The organism is Fodinicola acaciae (assembly GCF_010993745.1).
Taxonomy (GTDB): domain Bacteria; phylum Actinomycetota; class Actinomycetes; order Mycobacteriales; family HKI-0501; genus Fodinicola; species Fodinicola acaciae.
Genome location: NZ_WOTN01000003.1, coordinates 297066 through 314427, shown reverse-complemented (window position 1 = coordinate 314427; position 17362 = coordinate 297066). Strand labels below are relative to the sequence as shown.

17 protein-coding genes are annotated in these 17362 nt (G+C 66.8%); 11 read left to right on the top strand and 6 right to left on the bottom strand.

The genetic code is table 11. The features are described from left to right. The first annotated feature begins 15 nt into the window (after window positions 1-15). The 3 genes from GNX95_RS27870 to GNX95_RS27860 all read left to right on the top strand — a co-directional run bounded on the left by GNX95_RS27870 (window position 16) and on the right by GNX95_RS27860 (window position 1825). Window positions 16-465: an ester cyclase gene (locus GNX95_RS27870; protein ID WP_222853998.1), complete on the top strand. Its 450-nt coding sequence runs from the start codon at window positions 16-18 to the stop codon at window positions 463-465. Next, window positions 462-956 carry a DUF3237 domain-containing protein gene (locus GNX95_RS27865; protein WP_163510603.1) on the top strand — a complete coding sequence of 165 codons (495 nt, stop codon included), beginning with the start codon at window positions 462-464 and terminating at the stop codon, window positions 954-956. Before GNX95_RS27870 ends, GNX95_RS27865 begins: the two co-directional genes overlap by 4 nt. A gap of 179 nt (window positions 957-1135) precedes the next feature. Further along, window positions 1136-1825 (top strand): hypothetical protein, encoded by a 690-nt coding sequence (locus tag GNX95_RS27860; protein WP_163510602.1) that lies wholly within the window; start codon window positions 1136-1138, stop codon window positions 1823-1825. A gap of 24 nt (window positions 1826-1849) precedes the next feature. On the opposite strand, the gene GNX95_RS27855 is transcribed toward GNX95_RS27860, so the two are convergent. Continuing rightward, window positions 1850-3781 (bottom strand): carbohydrate binding domain-containing protein, encoded by a 1932-nt coding sequence (locus GNX95_RS27855; RefSeq protein WP_163510601.1) that lies wholly within the window; start codon window positions 3779-3781, stop codon window positions 1850-1852. A 165-nt stretch (window positions 3782-3946) separates the two neighbouring features. On the opposite strand from GNX95_RS27855, the gene GNX95_RS27850 reads away from it, so the two are divergent. Next, window positions 3947-4900 carry a hypothetical protein gene (locus tag GNX95_RS27850; RefSeq protein ID WP_163510600.1) on the top strand — a complete coding sequence of 318 codons (954 nt, stop codon included), beginning with the start codon at window positions 3947-3949 and terminating at the stop codon, window positions 4898-4900. Here the strand turns inward: GNX95_RS27850 and GNX95_RS27845 are convergent. Further along, window positions 4897-6348, bottom strand: a complete 1452-nt coding sequence (locus GNX95_RS27845; protein ID WP_163510599.1) for a hypothetical protein — start codon at window positions 6346-6348, stop codon at window positions 4897-4899. The two genes, GNX95_RS27850 and GNX95_RS27845, sit on opposite strands and share 4 nt — an antisense overlap. Before the next feature lie 130 nt (window positions 6349-6478). Here GNX95_RS27845 and GNX95_RS27840 point away from each other — a divergent pair, with 130 nt between their 5' ends. Further along, on the top strand, window positions 6479-7678 hold the full coding sequence (locus GNX95_RS27840; RefSeq protein ID WP_163510598.1) for an MFS transporter: 1200 nt from the start codon (window positions 6479-6481) through the stop codon (window positions 7676-7678). On the opposite strand, the gene GNX95_RS27835 is transcribed toward GNX95_RS27840, so the two are convergent. Beyond that, window positions 7600-8283 carry a TetR/AcrR family transcriptional regulator gene (locus GNX95_RS27835; RefSeq protein WP_163510597.1) on the bottom strand — a complete coding sequence of 228 codons (684 nt, stop codon included), beginning with the start codon at window positions 8281-8283 and terminating at the stop codon, window positions 7600-7602. The genes GNX95_RS27840 and GNX95_RS27835 overlap by 79 nt on opposite strands. A gap of 64 nt (window positions 8284-8347) precedes the next feature. Here GNX95_RS27835 and GNX95_RS27830 point away from each other — a divergent pair, with 64 nt between their 5' ends. Further along, the gene (locus GNX95_RS27830) at window positions 8348-9679 is read left to right on the top strand and encodes a carotenoid oxygenase family protein (protein ID WP_163510596.1); all 1332 of its coding nucleotides are present in this window, start codon (window positions 8348-8350) and stop codon (window positions 9677-9679) included. After that, window positions 9676-10326 carry a VC0807 family protein gene (locus GNX95_RS27825; protein WP_163510595.1) on the top strand — a complete coding sequence of 217 codons (651 nt, stop codon included), beginning with the start codon at window positions 9676-9678 and terminating at the stop codon, window positions 10324-10326. The genes GNX95_RS27830 and GNX95_RS27825 overlap by 4 nt, the downstream gene beginning before the upstream one ends. Window positions 10327-10686: 360 nt before the next feature. On the opposite strand, the gene GNX95_RS27820 is transcribed toward GNX95_RS27825, so the two are convergent. Next, a complete protein-coding gene (locus GNX95_RS27820; protein WP_163510594.1) occupies window positions 10687-11940 on the bottom strand; it encodes an HNH endonuclease signature motif containing protein in 1254 nt (417 codons plus the stop codon). A 345-nt stretch (window positions 11941-12285) separates the two neighbouring features. On the opposite strand from GNX95_RS27820, the gene GNX95_RS27815 reads away from it, so the two are divergent. Both GNX95_RS27815 and GNX95_RS27810 read left to right on the top strand, forming a co-directional pair. Further along, complete coding sequence (locus tag GNX95_RS27815; RefSeq protein WP_163510593.1) at window positions 12286-12657, top strand: ATP-binding protein; 372 nt, start codon at window positions 12286-12288, stop codon at window positions 12655-12657. Continuing rightward, window positions 12654-13436 carry an RNA polymerase sigma factor SigF gene (locus GNX95_RS27810; protein ID WP_163510592.1) on the top strand — a complete coding sequence of 261 codons (783 nt, stop codon included), beginning with the start codon at window positions 12654-12656 and terminating at the stop codon, window positions 13434-13436. The genes GNX95_RS27815 and GNX95_RS27810 overlap by 4 nt, the downstream gene beginning before the upstream one ends. On the opposite strand, the gene GNX95_RS27805 is transcribed toward GNX95_RS27810, so the two are convergent. Beyond that, entirely contained in the window at window positions 13400-13603 is a 204-nt protein-coding gene (locus tag GNX95_RS27805; RefSeq protein WP_163510591.1) for a DUF2795 domain-containing protein, read from the bottom strand. The genes GNX95_RS27810 and GNX95_RS27805 overlap by 37 nt on opposite strands. Before the next feature lie 89 nt (window positions 13604-13692). Between GNX95_RS27805 and GNX95_RS27800 the strand changes: the two genes are divergently transcribed. After that, entirely contained in the window at window positions 13693-14031 is a 339-nt protein-coding gene (locus GNX95_RS27800) for a DUF3140 domain-containing protein (RefSeq protein WP_163510590.1), read from the top strand. Window positions 14032-14293: 262 nt separating this feature from the next. Further along, window positions 14294-16189, top strand: a complete 1896-nt coding sequence (locus GNX95_RS27795) for a CocE/NonD family hydrolase (RefSeq protein WP_163510589.1) — start codon at window positions 14294-14296, stop codon at window positions 16187-16189. Here GNX95_RS27795 and GNX95_RS27790 read toward each other — a convergent pair. Next, window positions 16186-17343, bottom strand: a complete 1158-nt coding sequence (locus GNX95_RS27790; protein WP_163510588.1) for a sensor histidine kinase — start codon at window positions 17341-17343, stop codon at window positions 16186-16188. The two genes, GNX95_RS27795 and GNX95_RS27790, sit on opposite strands and share 4 nt — an antisense overlap. Between the last annotated feature and the right edge of the window lie 19 nt (window positions 17344-17362).

Here is a 17362-nt window from a genome sequence, read left to right as displayed (position 1 = left end):
TGAGACGAGGAATGCATGGACATCGAGCGAATGTTCGAACTGGCCCAGGCGTTGGCGGTCGCCAAGAGCAGAGGGGACGTGTCGGCGGCGGTCCGATTGATGCATGACGACATGGTGTTGGTGACTCCGGCGTTCGGGACCCAGGCAAGCGGCCGGGCCGCGAACGCCAGGGTGCTGACCGGATTCTTTTCGACCTTTCCTGATTACGACGTCGCGCTGGAGGGACACGCCAGCGATGGGGAGACGCTGGTCTGCTGGGGCCGCGCGCGGATGACGATGACCGGTGACCGGTTCGGCGTTGTCCCCAACGGCCGGCGCGTCGAGCTGCCGGTGTTCATCCAGTTCTCGTTCAACGACGACCTGATTGCCGGCGAACGGTTTCATTTCGACCTCTCCGAGCTGTGTGCTCAGTCGGGGGTGTCCACCGATGCCGTACGTCGACACATCTTCGGAGCGGCGGCATGACCGTTGACGCGCGAGTACGCGACGTTGGCGCGATCAAGACGGCACATCTGTTTGACATCGTGGTCGATTTGCAGCCACGGCTGGACATCGGTCAGGGGCCGTACGGTCGACGCGTTCTTTTCGGTGCCGCCGGCGGTTCGTTCCAGGGCCCCAAGCTCAGAGGTGAAGTGCTGCCTGGCGGCGGCGACTGGGCACTGTTTCGTCCGGACGGCACGATGACCTTGGACGTCCGGCTGACTCTGCGTACGCACGACGAGGCGTTGGTGCGCATGACCTACAGCGGACGCTGGACCGTGCCAACCTCGCTGCGTGCCGACATGGCGGACCCGGTCGGGCGATATCAGATCGACCCGTCGGAATACTACTTCCGGACCAACCCGCTGTTCGAGACCGGCGCCAATGAATACGCGTGGCTCAACGACATTGTCTCGGTCGGATCCGGATATCTGGTCGATGGTGGAGTCGCCTACCACGTTACCGAGATCCTTTAGTCTCTTAGGGCGCCGCTGGCATGAAAAGTGCAACGATCGCCGAAACTTCTGCCGTCACCTCTGTCTCTCTTCAAGACAGGCTTGCCGCCGAAGCCACGGGAACGGCGCTTTTGCGTCAACGGCTCTTACACCCCTCCCGCGGCTGTCGTACGGTCAGGTGGACCGGCGGGAGGGACGCGATGAGCATCGGCGATCGTCCCGACGCGCTGGACCACACGTGGCTGCACGATCTGGTCGATCCCGACGAGCGCGTACGTGCGCGGGCGCTGGACCGTCAACGCGCCTACGTCGCGGCCGCTGTCCAGGCGCGGCAGTGGTCCAACCGGGTGTGGCGGCGGGCCGGCCGGCCCGCGCCGGCAGCGCCGCCACATCTGCACGCCGAGTGGGACCAGGCCGAAACGGACTATCACTGGCACGAGCGGCGCGGTTTCACCGGGCCGATCGTGGCCTTCCTGCGATCCGAGCCCGAGCTCGACTCCACCACGTACGCGCTGCTCTTTCTGCGTTGGGAAGCCGAATTTCCGCAGGAGTGGCGAACGCCCGAGGTCAACCTGTGGTCGCCCTGGACGACCAAGGAGCTCGTGCTGGCCAGGCTCGGAAAGGTCGGCGTCCCCGACTCGTTGCGCCCGACCGCCGCAGGCCTCGTCCTCGCCGCGATCCGCCGGCCGTACCGATGCAAGGACTGGTTGTATGCGCGGTTGGTCGATCACGTCGTCGACGCGACTTTTCGCGCGCGTGTGGGCAGACTTGTCCACGAGACCGATCCGCCGGTCGCCGCGCGTGCGCGATTCGTGCTGTACGTCGCCGCCCACCCGGGCCGCCCGCTGACCCGTAAGAGTTGGCGCAACTGGCTGCTCAGCGGCGGCTGACCGTGAGCCGGCGGTGATCGGTGGTCAGGCGAACCAGTACGAATACAGGTCTCCGCCGTCGAGATGGAAACGCAGGCGCACCTGTTTGCCTGCCAGCGAGTCGATCGTGCTGCCGGATTTCCACGAGACGGTCGCGGAAAGCTGGTCGCCGCTGATCGGATTGCCGTGCTCGAAGCCACTGACCGGAGCGCCGGACGCGTCCAGTACCTCGACCGACAGGCTTCCGCCGGCCTGCAGTTTGGCGTTGACATGAAGACCGCCGGACGGGACGGTGATCGGTTTGGTGGTGACGGTGCCGGGGTCGTCGCCGCCGTTGGTGAGGGATACGAAACCGTCGCGGCGCCAGCTGGCGATTCCGATGCTGGCGCGCTGGTCGTCACCGCCACCATGACCGACGTTGAAACCGCCGTAGTAGAGCCGAAACTCGTTGTCCGTCACCTGCATGGTCGTCGCCGTGTAGATCGTGCCGTCGTTCCAGCTGCCCGGTGTCCCGACCGGAAGGACCGGGTCACGGTCGGGGCTGCTCCAGGTGGTCAGGTCACGCGATGCGGCGATGCCGACGTCGACGGGGCCGTCGCCATAGCCCGGTCCGGACGGTCCGTCGGCGTAGTTGTTGATCTCGAACCTCCACGGCAGGCCGAGGTAGGTGCCGGCGTACGGGATCACCGGCATGCCGTAGATCTGCGTTTCGATGGAGCCGTGCGAAACCGCCGCGGCGGTGTCGGCGGCGTCGCCTTCCACCGCCAGCGTCGGTGTCGTCCAGTGCTCGAAATCCTTGCTGGTCGAGACGAAAGCGGCGCGGTCGTTGGTGCCGGGTGTCTGGCTGAGAAACATACGCTGTTTCGTGGTGGCGACAAACTGGTGGTTGACGCGGTCATAGGCCACATTGGACACATCGCCGTACGGCAGGACCGGATTTGCCGTCGACGCCGTCCAGTGCAGGCCGTCCGGCGAGAAATAGACGTCATATCCCTGCGGCTTGGCGACATAGTTCATCGCCTTGTAGCGGCGGTTGGCATCCGTGGCGTCCGGGTCGTAGACGACGGTGCCGCCGCCGGGAAGGACGATGTTGTTGGCCGTGGATCCGTCGTAGTCGACGATGTCGAGGACAGGCTTGGTCCAGGTGATGCCGTCCGCGCTGGTGGCATAACACAGGTTGTACGTACCTGCCGGCGAGAAACACATGTACCACATCTTGTACGTCGACGCGTCCTGCACGACCGTGCCGTAGATGTAGACGGTTTTCTCCCACGGCCGGTCGGCTTTGATGACCGGTTTTCCGGTGGTGCCGGCATGGACGACGCGGCCGACGTCGCTCATCGAGTCGATCCGGTAGCCGTCGACGAAAAGCTCGCGGTTGACGCCGATCCGCGGATCGTACGCGCGTTGCGCGACAAGCGACACGTCGTCGTAATAGGAAACGCCAGTAGTCGCCTGTGCGCCGTATATTGCCACGGTCACGTGTGTGGTGCCGGCCGGTGCGGTCGCGCTGAGCTGCACTTTCTGCCAGCTGGTGGAAAACGCCGGCTGCTTGTCGACCGCGATCAACCTGGCGCCGGTCACGTCCCAGAACTCCAGGTAGAACCAGGCGGTCGTGCCGCTGCCACCGAGAACCCACGCCGTTGCCGCGTAGGTCGTGCCGGCGGTGGCGAGGCGTTTTTCGCTGCGTACGGTGATGTTGTTGTCGGTCGCGTTGTCCGAGATCTGCAACGACGCGTGTCCGGAGTGGACCGTCGTCGACAGTTTCGCGCTCTGCAGGCTCGGCGCGGCGCCGAGAATCCACCGCGATGGCCGTCCGGCCGGATCGCCCGCGTCGAAGCCGCCATTGGCGACAATGTTGCCGTCGGCCGCGACGATCGGATCGCCGGCGGGCTCGGCGACCGCCGGCGGGCTCGCCGTCATTCCTGCCAGCAACAGAGCCATGAGCAGCGCCAGCCGGCCTTTTCGGTGAGCCATCACCAATGTCCTCTCCGCTGATCCCCGCAGCAAGGGAAAACGACACGGCGTTCCATGTCAAGAATCCGCGAGCGTTTTGGCTGAGCCTGAAAGATGCTGACCGGCGATCGCCTCCGGACGTAACGTCCGCAGCCGTCCACGCATCTGTCGCACGAGGAGGAGTGAATGTTCGTCCGAAGGTACGCGCCGATTGCCGGAATTATCGGCGCCGCACTGTTGACGTCGATTTCCGGCGTGGCCGCCGTGGCGGCCACGCCGGCTCACGTCCGGGTTTTCCAGCTGAACATGTGCATGTGGGGTTCGAACATCTACAACCCCGCCCATCCGGCGGACAGCTGTTTCCCCAACCAGTTTCATCCTGGCGATGCCGGCTACGAGCCGGCGGAAACCCAGATGGCCGAGGCGAAGCGGCAGTCGGTCATCTCGCGGGTGCGGGACTTCCAACCGGACGCGGTCACCATCAGCGAAGGCTGCCGTGCCGACGTGGTGGCGATCGCCGCCGGGCTGCGGAATCTCGGCCTGCCGTACGCATATCAGGCCTTCGAGACCGGTCGCGGAAATGGCGCGTCCGGCTACGGCACCGCCGCGCGGCAGTGTACGGTCGGACGTGGCGACTCGGTCAACGCTATCCTGGTGAAAGGGACCAGCGGCTCGGTCACCGCCGGATATTTCGAGGCGGGGCCGTCATATTACGGCTATCGGTCCTTCGTCTGCGCCGTGCTCGGTTCGGGCGTACGTGTCTGCACCGCGCACCTGTCGCTCACGACCCAAAACGACGGCGGCTATTACCATAACCCGGCGGAATGCTCGGTCCTGCGTACGCTGCTGGACCAAAGCACGTATCCGACCGTCTTCGCCGGCGATGTCAACCGCAAAGCCGCCAACCAGCATTGTGCACCGGATCGCTACTGGGGCCTGAAAGACCTCGACTGGGCCGCCGGCGATCGGACCCCGCAAAGTGGACTGCAGCACATTTACTATTCGCGGCAGTTCACCAGGGACAGCTGTGGCGAGGTGCACGTCGTAGGACACACCGACCACAAGGGATTTCTGCTCGACCTGGTCGCAACGAGCCAGCCATCAGCCGGAAAGGACTGTGGAATCAGGGAAATCCGCTAGTCTGACATTTCCTCCCATTCGGATTCGGAATCGGCCGGATTCTGGTCCCGGTCCACCTGTCGGAAGTCGCGCGGCGGGACCAGGACCCCGTCCTCGAAGCGCCAGCCGGCTCGGCGAGCCTGTTCGACGACCGCGTCCCGGGCCGTCCGGTCGTCGCGCAGCCAGTCGGGCATTTTCCAGCCAGGAAACAACAAGCCGTGCGTTCCGGAGACCGCGAGGCGACAGCCGTAGCGCGGGCCGATGTGTGCGTTGAACGCGTCGATGGCCCACTGGCAGGCGCGGCAGCTGCATTTCACCCCGCCGACCGGCAGCTCCTCGACCTGGCCTGGCGGGGCCGGCGGCCGGCGGCGCAGGTCTGCCAGCAGGACACCGATGGTGGTCATCTCTCCGTGCTCGGACTGACCGCGACCGCCGCGGTCGACGTTGAGCCATCTCGACGACTTCGTCAGAGCGCGCCTGGTGTCGCCGAGTGAGGGAATTCCACCGTGCGTCGCCTGATAGTCGCCCGACTTGAGCGCACGCAGCTTCAGATAATCCTGCCGGCGGCGCCGGTCCCGCGGCAGCGGCCCGGCGCCGTACGCATCGTCCAGCTGCCGTTCACCGGCCTCCCGATCGGCCGTCGTGACGTGCCGCTTGCCGGTGTTGCCGGCGAGGGTGAGCCGGTCGTCGCCCGGTCGCATGACGACGGAGAGATGCGGAGTGCCGCCGCGCCGGTCCACGTACGCGACGCGTCCGACGCGGTCGCGCATCCGCAGGCCGGGGCCGCGCGGATCGGGCGCCTGCGGCGTCACTACGCGGCGGAACTTCCGCCGGACGAAGACCGGCGGCCGTCGACCGTCGGGATAGCCGTGCTCGGCAGCGGTCCGCTCCATGTCGGTGGCGTTGCGCAGGCGATCGTCCGGCGTCGCCGGTCGATAACGGCGCGGATCCGGCTGGCCGGTGCGCCAACGACCGCGCCTGTCGTCGTACCACTGCGGCTCCGGCTCGGCTTCGGTGTCGCTGCCGCCACGGATACGTTTCGGTTTCTCGTTTCTCGGCGGGCTCGGACTGCGGCGGCGTTTCTCACCACGGCCGGCCGGCGCGTCGCGAGCCGGTGACCGTCCACGTTCGGGACCAGGCACGGTCGTACGGTCACGATGCCAGTCGGTCATCACGAACGGACCGCCGGCCGCCGGACTTTCGAAGCCGTGCATTTCGCCTTCGACCATCTCGGTGTAGCGATACATGCCGACCGGTGGCCGGTTGTTTTCCTGCCAACCGTCGGCGGTGCGTTCGAGCCAGCGTTGCACCGGGACCCGCCGGACCAGTGCGGCGGCGGCGCGGTTGCCGGCCGTACGTTGGACGGCGGCGAGAAAACCGGCCACGCCGGCCTCTGGCGGCAGCTGTCGTTGTCGCGGTCTGCGCGCCGCGGCCCTCGCCGGACGCTCCTCGAACCCGGGTCCGGCCATCGCGGTCCTTTCCGAGGGTGTCGCGTAACGATAACAAGGCTCTCCGTGATTTTGGGCCGTATCAGGACAACCGCCGTGACTTTGGCGACACCGCCGGCCGGTGGCCGCGCCGGCGGGTTTGTCTGGAGCGATGAGCGATGCCTCCGTCGAGGACCTGGTCACGGCCAAGCCGTCGCGGCGGACCGCGCTGGTCGGCCTGTGTACGACCGAGATCACCAGCTGGGGCGTGCTTTTCTACGCCTTTCCGGTGCTCGCGCCGTCGATCACCGCGCAGACGCACTGGCCGGTGTCGGTCGTGGCCGCCGCGTTTTCCGCGGGGTTGGTGGTGTCCGCGTTGGTCGGCATCCCGGCCGGCCGGTGGCTTGACCGGCACGGTCCGCGCGGCCTGATGAGCGCCGGGTCGGTGCTCGGTGTCGTTGCCGTCGTGGCGATCGCGTTGGCGCCGACGCTGCCGGTGTTCGTCGCCGCCTGGCTGCTGGCCGGTCCGGCGATGGCCGCCACCTTCTATCCGCCGTCGTTCGCCGCCGTGACGCGGTGGTACGGACCCGACCGGGTCAAGGCGCTGACCGCGTTGACGTTGGTCGCCGGCTTCGCCAGCACCGTGTTCGCGCCGCTCGCCGCCGCTCTGGACGGCTGGCTGGGCTGGCGCGGGGCGTACCTGGTGCTCGCCGTCGTGCTCGCGACGGTGACGATCCCGATCCACCTCACGGTGTTGCGGCTGCCGTGGCCGCCGGCGCCGCGCCATGACACCGACGCGAGCCCATCGGTCGGCGCGGTGGTGGTCAGCCGTGGTTTCGTCGCGTTGCTGGCCGCGGTGACGCTTGGTGGTTTCGCGATGTACGCGGTGGTGGTCAACCAGGTGCCGCTGCTGATCGCGCGTGGCATGGACGCCACCATGGCGGCCTGGGCCCTCGGCCTCGGCGGTGCCGGCCAGGTGGCCGGCCGGCTGTTCTACTCTCCGGTGCTGGCGCGGGTCTCGGCCGTGCCGCGTACGGTCGCGGTCCTCGCGGCCGGGGTGGCGACGACCGCTTTGCTCGCACTGGTGCCGGGACCGCCGGTCGTGTTGGTCGCGGTCGCGATCCTGGCCGGCATGGCGCGCGGCCTCTACACATTGGTGCAGGCCACCGCGATCAGCGACCGCTGGGGTGCGGCCGCGTACGGCCGGCTCAACGGCATCCTCTCGGCGCCGGTCACTATCGCCACCGCCATCGCACCCGGCGCCGGTGCGGTGATCGCCACCGGCGTCGGTGGTTATCCCGTGCTCTTCGGCATTCTCGCGGTCGTCTGCACGGCTGGCGCGATCGCGGCGACGCTGACGTCGCCCTCCTGACAGAGAGAACGCAGGTGCCGGCGTACGACCGCGCGGATCCGCCGGACCGTGACGCGCTCCGGCCGGGTGACCGCGCCGACCGACAGGCCGTCGAGCAGTGAGTGCAGCCGCATCGCCTCCAGGTCGAGATCCAGGCCGGACGCGGCGCCGGAGCGTACGAGCTGGTGGAGCATCATCCGCTCCATGGCCAGCACGTTGTCATAGATCTCGTCGCTGATCGCGCGCAGCTGCGGATCGGCGACCGTGGCGCCGAGGAACGCCAACCACACCTGCGACTCCAGCTGCCGCTCCGCGTCCAGCGGCAGCACCGAGCTGACCACCGTCTCGACCACCTCGACCGGGTCGCGCCGGAACACGCCGTCGGCCGGTCGCTGCTCCTCCAACGCGCGCAACCGCGCGGCGCCGCGGTCCATGACCAGCCGCATCGAAAACGTCAGCAACTCGGTGTGCGTGGCGAAATAGTGCCGCAACGACCCCAGTGACAGGCCGGCCTCGGCCGCCACCTGGCGCATCGACGCACGTCCGAGGCCGTCCCGGCTGATCACTCGCCAGACCGCCTCTGCCACGTGTTGCCGGCGCTCGACCGGATCCACCACCTTCGGCATTGACTTTTTATAGCACGACCGTGCTAGCTTGACGTAGCACAGTTGAGCTAAATAAGGAGCCGTCGTGACGCTGACTGTCGAAAGTCACTACACACCGGTGGTCGATGAGATCGACGCCTTCGACCTGCCCGTCGACGGTGTGCTGCCGCCGGAGCTGTCCGGCCGTTATCTGCGCAACGGCCCCAATCCGGTGCCCGGCGCGCCGCCGCGGCATCCGTTCGCCGAGCCGGGCATGGTGCACGGCGTACGGATCAGGGACGGCCGTGCGCTCTGGTATCGCAACCGCTGGGTCCGCACCAGCCTGCTGGCCGGCGCGCCGCGCGAGCGTGCCGACGGCAGCCGCGACCTCGCCGCCTGCACGGCCAACACGCACGTCATCGAGCACGCCGGCCGGATTTTCGCGCTGGTGGAAAGCGGTTTGCCGTACGAGCTGGACGGTGACCTGACCACGGTCGGCGCGTACGACTTCGGCGGCCGGCTCACCACCGCGATGACGGCACACCCGAAGGCCGATCCGGTCACCGGCGAGCTGCATTTCTTCGGTTACGGCACTGAGCCGCCTTTTCTTACCTACCACCGGCTTTCCGCCGCCGGTGAGCTGGTCGAGAGCCGCGAAGTCGACGTGCCGGCGGCGACGATGATGCACGATTTCGCCATCACCGAGGATTACGTCGTGTGGTTGGACCTGCCGGTCGTACACGACAAGGCGATCCGCGGTCTTCGGTTTCGCTGGAGCGAAACACACGAGGCTCGGTTGGGCGTGATGCCGCGCGCCGGTGGTGCCGTACGCTGGTTTTCCATCGATCCCTGCTATGTCTTCCATGTCGGCAACGCACGCCAGGACGCGCAGGGTCGCGTCGTACTCGACGCGGTGCGCTATGAGCCGGTGGCTTTCGCCAGGGAATGGAGCGTACGCGCGCTTGAGGTCGAGGCCGCACCTCCCGGTCCGTCGCGCCGGCTCTATCGTTGGACGCTCGACCCGGTCACCGGTCGTGCGAGCGAGTCGCCGGTCGACGACTGGCTGCTGGAGTTTCCGACCGTGAACGACAACCGCGTGGGTCTGCCATATCGTTTTCTCTATCTGGTCGGCCATCCGGACGGCACCGATGAGCAGAGGATCGTACGACTCGACACGGCTTCCGGCGTACGCGAGGTGCATTCACTGCGTCCCGGTGAGCTGGCCGGCGAGGCGGTGTTCGTACCCGCCGCCGACGGTGTCAACGAGGACGACGGCTGGCTGATTTCCATTGTCAGCAACCGAAACACCGCGACCTCGGACCTGGTCGTGTTGGATGCCACCGACGTCCGCGCGGCGCCGGTCGCCACCGTACACCTGCCGCGCTGGGTGCCGGCCGGATTTCACGGCAGCTGGATCGCCGACGAGGAGGACGTGTGAGCCGCGCCGCGCGTAAAGCGTTGATTAGCCTTCTGCTGTGGGACATCGGCCTGTCGGTGCTGCCGTATTTCGGGTTTCGGCTGGCCGGCCTGAACGAGACGGCGTCGCTGCTCGGTGGCACCGGGGTCGCCAGCCTGCGGCTGCTCTATGTGCTCGTCCGGCACCGGCGCCTGGATGGCCTTGCCGCGTTCATGATCGGCATTCTGCTGCTCGGCCTGCTCGGTCTGGTGACGACCGGCGACGTGCGCGTGCTGGCCGCGAAAGACTCGATCACCACGATTTTCGTCGGCGGGACGTTCATCGTCACGGCGCTGGTCGGTCGGCCGGTGATGTATCTTATCTCGAAGAAGTTTCGTGCTTTGGACGCGGAAAGCGAGCGGCGCTGGGACCTTTTGTGGTCCACCGAGCCGAAGTTCCGGCGGATCTACGTCCTCGGGTCGACCGTGTGGGGCGTCGGCCTGCTGGCCGAGGCGGTGGCGCGGATCGTCGCGGTGATGGTGTTGCCGGTGGACGTGGTGGTGGCGTTGTCGGCGCCGGTGCTGCTCGCCGTGATCGCGCTGTTGACCGCGTGGACGATCTGGATGCGGCGGCGGCCGACGCACCGGGTGTGGACGGAGAGAGTGCGCAACCTCGCCATGGAGTCGTGACACGTCGCGCGCCCTGGTTCGGTTGCGGCGGGCCAGGTTCGTGCTGGCTTCGGGCAGGGGCGACGGATCGGCGAGATCGCAGCGGGGCGCCGAAGATGGTCGGCCGAGGCGCGTGAGCGGATCTGCCGCATCGCCTGCGGCAAACCCAAGAACTGGAAACTGTCGTTCAGCGTGTGGAGCCTGAGCAAGTTGGCCGACTATCTGGCCATCCACTGCGTGGATCACGATCAACACCTTGACACGGCAGCAGGAACGGCTCATTTCGAATGTTGGACGCGCTTGTTCCTCGTCTCGGCTTTCTGGTTGCTGAGGCGAGGAGCGAGCGCATTGTGTTGTTGGTTGGTGGTCCACCTGTTCGGGTCAGCCGTACAGGTGGTAGGTATTTCGGAGCGGCTTTTGCTCGTAGTCCACGTCGATTGGTGGGGTGAATTCGGGGTGGCCGTTGTTCATCCGTATGGTCCAGTCGGTGTGGTGAATTTCGCGGTGGTGGCGGTCGCAGAGCAACACGCAATTTCCCAGGCAGGTGGTGCCACCATCGACCCACGACACAATGTGATGCGCTCTCGTGTGCCGGACCGGCCGCGTACATCCGGGCCGGGTGCAGCCTTTGTCTCGTGCGATCAACGCTTTCCGCAATTCTGGGCCGGCCAGCCGCTCCTTGCGGCCGACGTCCAGCGGGACGCCTTCGGAGTTGAGGATGACTGGAATAATGTCCGCGTCGCAAGCCAGCCGGCGGGCGGTTTCGGGGCTGATGGTCAGGCCTTCGTACGCACGCGCCACACCCAGACAATCGCGGAGCATCTCCCAGGAGATCGTCACGGTCAGGTGCGGCCGTTCGGCGCCCTGGATCGGCAACTTCCCGGTATCAGCGACCAGGTTGAGGATGTCGGCCAACGCGTCACCATTGCGCTCGGCGGCTGATCGGGGATCGGGCTTGCCGTCCTCACCTTCTGGTTTGGCCAGCGGGGAGAGCACTTCCTGCAACAGGGAGCCGGTCTCGGCGTCGAGAATGCCGCGCAGCGCGAGGCGGCCGTCGCGACCGGTGTGCAGATGCAACTCCCGGCGCGGCTTCGCATCGTCCTTGTCCGACGGCGCGGCACCATCCGGGTCCAGATAGGCATGCAACCGGGTGCCGAGCCGGTAGAGCCGGCCGGCGTCCATGTGCTTGGCGCCTTCCACCATCGCCGCCTCGGCTTCGCGGCGCTGCTGGAAGTCCACGTGCGCCGGCAATCTCGTGATCACCGTACGGATCGCGTCCAACTGCGAGTCCGCGAGGTCGCCGCGGCGCATGGCTTGGGCGGCGAGGTCCAGCTTCGGCGCCAACATCTCACCGGTCAACGCCATGCCCGGACAAAACGCGCGGGCGCGCTGCACTCGGCGACTGGCCTCGGTCGGGGAGAGCAGCAACTGGTCTTCCAACAGCTGCTGGATATTCTTGGCCTGCAGCTGCTCGTACGCCTCTTTGTGCTCGATCGCCTTCACGATATTCAACACCCGCGCCGCGGCCTTGCGATACTCCCGCTCCGCCTCGCGCAGCATCGCCGCGAGCACGTCCGCGTCTTCTTCCGGCCATGGGTCACCGACTGGCGCGGTGGTGACGGAAGGAGTGGTCATGCCTCCAATAATACCGGCCCCACCGACAAAACCACGCCACCAAACACATCTGTGGATAACTATTTTCCATCAACGCAAAAGAAATCTCCAAGGCGTGCGTCGGCCGCAACGCGCACGCGTACAGCTACCGCCATTAAGACTTGGGCCGACAGTCAGGCCGGTGTCGGCCATGTCGAGGGTGACGTTTGGCGGTCGTCCGACGCTCGGCAACCGTCAAAACGTCGCCCTCACGCCAGCCGCCGCGCACCAGAGATGCCAGTCGCGTCATGGACGACGGTCCTGGGATAGAGTGAGGTCAGCGGTTCAGCAGGCAGCCGTTGTCCTGTCCTGCTGTCTGGAGCCGCCATGGATGCCACCCCGATCCAGCTGTCGCTGCCGGCCGCGCCGGACCAGCTGCCGGTCGCACGCGCCGTCGCCCACACCATCGCGATGCGCGCCAACTTCGACCTCGACGCGATCGCCGACATCACGATGGCGATCGACGAGCTGTGCTCACAGTTGATGGCCAAGTCCGACGGTACGCTGCGCTGCACTTTCCTTCTACGACCGGATTGTCTCGTCGTGCACGGCAGCATCGCCGGCCAGCTGGCGCCGAATACGGCGTCGTTTGGCTGGCGTGTGTTGTCGACGCTGGTCGACTCGGCGCGCACCTGGCTGGCGGACAGTCCGCCGGAGGTGCACATCGAGCTGGTCAGGAAACGGGTGGTGCCGGAGTGACCGGCGGTTCCGAGCCGCAGCCGGAATACGCTGGACTGGAGCCGCTTTTCGCCGAGCTGGCCGGCCTGGACGAGTCGGATCCGCGCCGTGCCGAGCTGCGCGAGCGGCTGGTGACCGGTTATCTGCGGCTCGCCGACAATATCGCGGCGCGATTTCGCAATCGCGGTGAGGCACATGACGATCTCGTGCAGGTCGCCAGAATCGGCCTGGTGAAAGCGGTCGACCGGTTCGATCCGTCGCTCGGCCACGATTTCCTGTCGTACGCGGTGCCGACGCTGATGGGGGAGGTGCGGCGCTATTTTCGCGACAGCAGTTGGACTCTGCGCGTGCCGCGTGGTGCGAAGGAGCTGCACCTCGCAGTGCACGCAGCGGCCGGTGAGCTGTCGCAGAAGCTCGGCTCCGCGCCGACGCCGGCGCAGCTCGCCGACCATCTTGGCATCGACATCGAGCGGGTTTACGAGGGCTTGCAGATCGGGCGCGCCTACCATCCGGAGTCATTGTCGGCGGAGGTGCCGGGAGAAACCGCCGGGATCACCTTGGCCGACACGCTCGGCGACGAGGACGAGCGGCTGGACGGCATCGACAACCACGAAGCGCTCAAGCCACTGCTGGCCGCGCTGCCGGAGCGCGAGCGACGGATCCTGATGTTGCGTTTCTTCCAGGACATGAGCCAGACCAGGATCGCCGAGCAGGTCGGCATCTCGCAGATGCAGGTGTCACGCATCCTGGCCAGGACACTTCATCAGTTGCGCGAGGCGATGTTGGCCGACGGCGAATGACGGCGTACGGCCGCCATCAACTCACCGAGCGTGCAATATACGACACACGGAATAGCTTCCAGGCGCGCTCGGATGCCGGCGTCCGCGCCGCGTTCGGCCGCGTGCCGGAGCACCTGTCGTTTGTCGACCGGAAAAACCAGGCCGGCCAGATATGTTTCCACCGTCACAGCTGCGATCTACCCGCGCCGCCGGCCGATCAAACCCGGTTTACCGGCGGCCGTCGCGGGGTACGCCGGAAAACGGAGGTGATGGTCTGATGGCGCAGAGTGCGATCGACACGCAGCTGTGGGACGAGTTCCACCGGGTGGTGAACATGTCGTCACGCGAGTTGGCCGAGTGGTTGCGAACGCGTGCCGCCGGACCGCGGACCGAGGCGCTTCCGGACCAGGCCGGGCCGCCGACCGGCCAGCATGTCCTGAGCATCCTCGGCAAGCGGCGGACCGACCTGACCGACGACGACGTACGCGTCATCCGCAAGGTGGTCGACCGCGTGCACGCGGAGCGGCGCGACGACCTTGCCGCCACGGCGGGCGACCCGGCGTGGCGCCACCGGATGATGTCGATCGGCCATGATCCGCTGAAACCAATGCGATAGCCCGACCGACGCGTGCCGTATTTCCGCTGCCGGCGGAAATACGGCACTTTGCTGTCCGCAACCGGCCAGCCGATGCAAACCTGCCGTGACAACCGGCAATAGCTGCTTGACGCCGCGTGTATCCGAGAGCAAGGATTCGCAGATTACCATGCTGGCTTTTTACGGGGAGGTCGAAGAGCGCCTGGTTTTTCTGTGAGTTTCATCGAAGTGCCTCGAATGACGAGCGAGCCATCGGCTCATCCAACGGACAGCGAAGGTAAAGATGAGACGTAGTTTCCTTGCCGCGGCCGCGACGATCGCGATCCTGGCCGGCGGCGCGGCGCCGGCGTACGCGGACCCGCCGGACGGCAACCGGCCACCGACCGGTCATGACCAGAACGGCCGCGTGCCGGTCGGTGCGTTGTGGACCGAGCAGTATTTCGCCTCGCCGCGGCCATCCGCCGACGGCTCGGCGGTCGAACTGCACGCCGACATCCTCCGTCCGGCCAATCTGCCGGCAACGGCCAAGACACCGGTGGTGCTCACCATCGGACCGTACTTCGGCCACGACGACTTCGACAGCAGCCTTGGCTATCCCGACCTGAAAATCGCCGGACCCAACGAGCGGTTTCGCGACTTCATCGACGGCGCGCAGCTGATGAAGCGCGGCTACACCTGGGTCCAGGTCGACCTGCGCGGCTTCGGCGGCAGCACCGGTTGTACGGACTATTTCGGCCAGGGTGAGCAGGCCGACATCAAGGCCGCGATCGACTGGGCCGGCAAGCAGCCGTGGTCCAATGGCCGGGTCGGCATCTACGGAAAGTCGTACGACGCCAGCACCTCGCTGATCGCCGCCAACCTCGGCGATCCCTACCTGAAGGCCGCGGTCGCGCAGGAACCGGTGTGGGACACCTTCAGCACCGCGTTCAGCTTTGGCGTGCCGATGTGGCAAAGCTCGTTGCCGCAGGTGTACGCGGAGGAGGCCACCGACTTCACCGGTTACGCCGACGACACCGCCCGCTATCGGAACAACGCGACTTTCGAGCAGCGAGTGAAAAACTGTGTGGCGTTGACGACGGTCGGGCACGACACACCGCGCGCGACCGCGCCATATTGGCGTGCGCGCGATCTGATCGCGGGAGCCAAAAACGCACGCGCCGACCTGCTCTACACGCAAGGCGTGATCGACGACCGCACGCCGGCGCAGGGAATGCACGACTATCTTTACAACTACGGCGGCAAAGTCCGCGGCTGGATCGGCCAGTGGGGCCACGTACGCGGCAACGAGACCAACGAGTTCGGCCAGCTGGAGATGGGCCGCCAGGGTTGGTTCGACGAGGTCGTCCGGCTGTTCGACCGTACGCTGAAGGGAAAGTCGTCGCAGGTGCACGACCCGACCTTCGCGATCCAGGACAGCAACGGCCGCTGGCGCAGCCAGAACGACTGGCCGAGGGCGACCAAGAGCGCGACTTACGCGATCGCGCCGGCGAGCTACACCGACACCGGTGTCGCGACGCCTGGTGCCAGCCTGCGGGCCAAGCGGCTGGCCAGGATCGAGGATCTCGACTCGCATTCCGCGGCGCGTACGGTCACCGATCCGCCGCCACCGTCCAGCGGCCCGCCGGAGCCCAACGCTGTCTGGCCGACGCTGAACACGCAGTTCACCTGGTTGGCGCCGGTGAAGTCGGACGTACGGGTGACCGGCACGCCGGCGGTGACGCTCAATGTGACCGGTGTGGTGGACAAGAACGGCAAGAGCAGTCCGGACAACACCGGCAACGTCCACATCGAGCTGTGGGATGTCGGTCCGGACGGCATCGCCGTCCTGTTCGACCAGCGGATGGCGTTGGTGCGCAAGGGAAGTTACTCGATCCCGCTGCGGTCCGCGGAGTGGAACCTGTTGAAGGGCCACCGCATCGCGATCGGCTTGGGAACGCAGTTCACCTTCCCGGACTCGCGCGATCCGTGGGTCAGCGAGCCGACCGGTGGCACCGTGCGGATCGGCAGCGGCACGCTGACCGTGAGCACACAGAACCCGAGCAATGACAAGCGAATCGCCGGCGACCCGTCGGTCGCGTTGCTCGTGCCGTACAAGGATCTCTCGGACAACGAGAAAATCCACATCGCCACCAGGCCGATCGCGCGCGCCCCGCAACCACCGGACGCCAACCGTAGCTAGAAAGTAACCGTCACTTCGAGTCCGCCGTCCGGGCCGGGTCTGGCCTGGACGGCGGCTTTGTGCGCATCGGCGATCGACTCCACAATGGACAGTCCTAGGCCGGTGCTGCCACCGGCAGCCACGCGGCCTTCGCCGCGTTGGAACGGCTGGAAAATCCGGTCCAGCAGCTCGCCGGTGACGACCGGTCCGGAGTTGGTGACGACGAGTTTGCCCGCGCTGGTACGCACATCGACGTATCCGCCGTTGGTGTTGTGCCGGATCGCGTTGCCGACCAGGTTGTCGACCAGCTGCGTCAGCAATGCCGGATCGCCGTCGACCGTGCAGTCGTCAAGGCGCGCACGGATTTCCAGGTCGTGCGAGGCAATGGCCGCGCGATGTTGGCCGAGCTGGTTTCGCGCGGTCGCGGCCAGGTCGACGTCCTCGCGATGGTCGAGGCCGCGGTCGCTGCGCGCCAACACCAGCAGGCTGTCCAGCAGCCGCTCGATCCGCCGGTTGGCGTCGAGCAGGTTGGCGCGGGTCTTGGCCAGGCTGCTCGCGGTCGGGTCGGCCAGGCCGATCTGGATCGCGGTGCGTTGGATCGACACCGGCGTACGCAGCTCGTGCGAGGCGTTCGCGATGAACCTTCGCTGGCTCTCGAACGCTTTCTCCAGCCGTTCGAGCATGTCGTCGAAGGTGTCGGCGAGCTCACTCAGCTCGTCTTTCGGTCCGTTCAGGTGGATCCGCTCGTGCAGGCTTTCCGACGACAGCCGGCGAGCCAGCGCGCTGATCTCGTGCACCGGCCGCAGCATCCGGCCGGACAGCCACCAGACGATCAGCAGCACCAGGATCGTCATGAGCAGCAGCGAAACTCCGGACGTGGCCAGCAACTTGTCCAGTACGGTCGCGCCGGACGCCGCGGCAGCCCGCGGCACCGTTCTGGCCGGCATGGCGGGCTCGAATCGGGTCCCCGGCACGACTGTCACGCAGCCGTCGTGCACCGTGCCGGCCGGCGTCTCGGTGCAGGCCGGCAGCGCGGCCACCGTGATGGTTTTCTGCAGCTGTGCCACCAGATCGGCCTGGACCAGCAGATAGATCGCGGTGGTGAGCACCAGGCCGCCGATCACGAAAAGCGCGCCGAAAGTCGCCGCCAGGCGTACGCGTGCGGTCAGTCGCATGACACCAGTGTGCCGGTCG

What these genes read in the sequence shown, in the direction of transcription:
- GNX95_RS27790 (WP_163510588.1), bottom strand. Translation starts at nt 17,343, where the DNA reads ATGCGACTGACCGCACGCGTACGCCTGGCGGCGACTTTCGGCGCGCTT.
- GNX95_RS27820 (WP_163510594.1), bottom strand. Translation starts at nt 11,940, where the DNA reads ATGACCACTCCTTCCGTCACCACCGCGCCAGTCGGTGACCCATGGCCG.
- GNX95_RS27835 (WP_163510597.1), bottom strand. Translation starts at nt 8,283, where the DNA reads ATGCCGAAGGTGGTGGATCCGGTCGAGCGCCGGCAACACGTGGCAGAG.
- GNX95_RS27815 (WP_163510593.1), top strand. Translation starts at nt 12,286, where the DNA reads ATGGATGCCACCCCGATCCAGCTGTCGCTGCCGGCCGCGCCGGACCAG.
- GNX95_RS27865 (WP_163510603.1), top strand. Translation starts at nt 462, where the DNA reads ATGACCGTTGACGCGCGAGTACGCGACGTTGGCGCGATCAAGACGGCA.
- GNX95_RS27845 (WP_163510599.1), bottom strand. Translation starts at nt 6,348, where the DNA reads ATGGCCGGACCCGGGTTCGAGGAGCGTCCGGCGAGGGCCGCGGCGCGC.
- GNX95_RS27855 (WP_163510601.1), bottom strand. Translation starts at nt 3,781, where the DNA reads ATGGCTCACCGAAAAGGCCGGCTGGCGCTGCTCATGGCTCTGTTGCTG.
- GNX95_RS27870 (WP_222853998.1), top strand. Translation starts at nt 16, where the DNA reads ATGGACATCGAGCGAATGTTCGAACTGGCCCAGGCGTTGGCGGTCGCC.
- GNX95_RS27840 (WP_163510598.1), top strand. Translation starts at nt 6,479, where the DNA reads ATGAGCGATGCCTCCGTCGAGGACCTGGTCACGGCCAAGCCGTCGCGG.
- GNX95_RS27795 (WP_163510589.1), top strand. Translation starts at nt 14,294, where the DNA reads ATGAGACGTAGTTTCCTTGCCGCGGCCGCGACGATCGCGATCCTGGCC.
- GNX95_RS27800 (WP_163510590.1), top strand. Translation starts at nt 13,693, where the DNA reads ATGGCGCAGAGTGCGATCGACACGCAGCTGTGGGACGAGTTCCACCGG.
- GNX95_RS27850 (WP_163510600.1), top strand. Translation starts at nt 3,947, where the DNA reads ATGTTCGTCCGAAGGTACGCGCCGATTGCCGGAATTATCGGCGCCGCA.
- GNX95_RS27860 (WP_163510602.1), top strand. Translation starts at nt 1,136, where the DNA reads ATGAGCATCGGCGATCGTCCCGACGCGCTGGACCACACGTGGCTGCAC.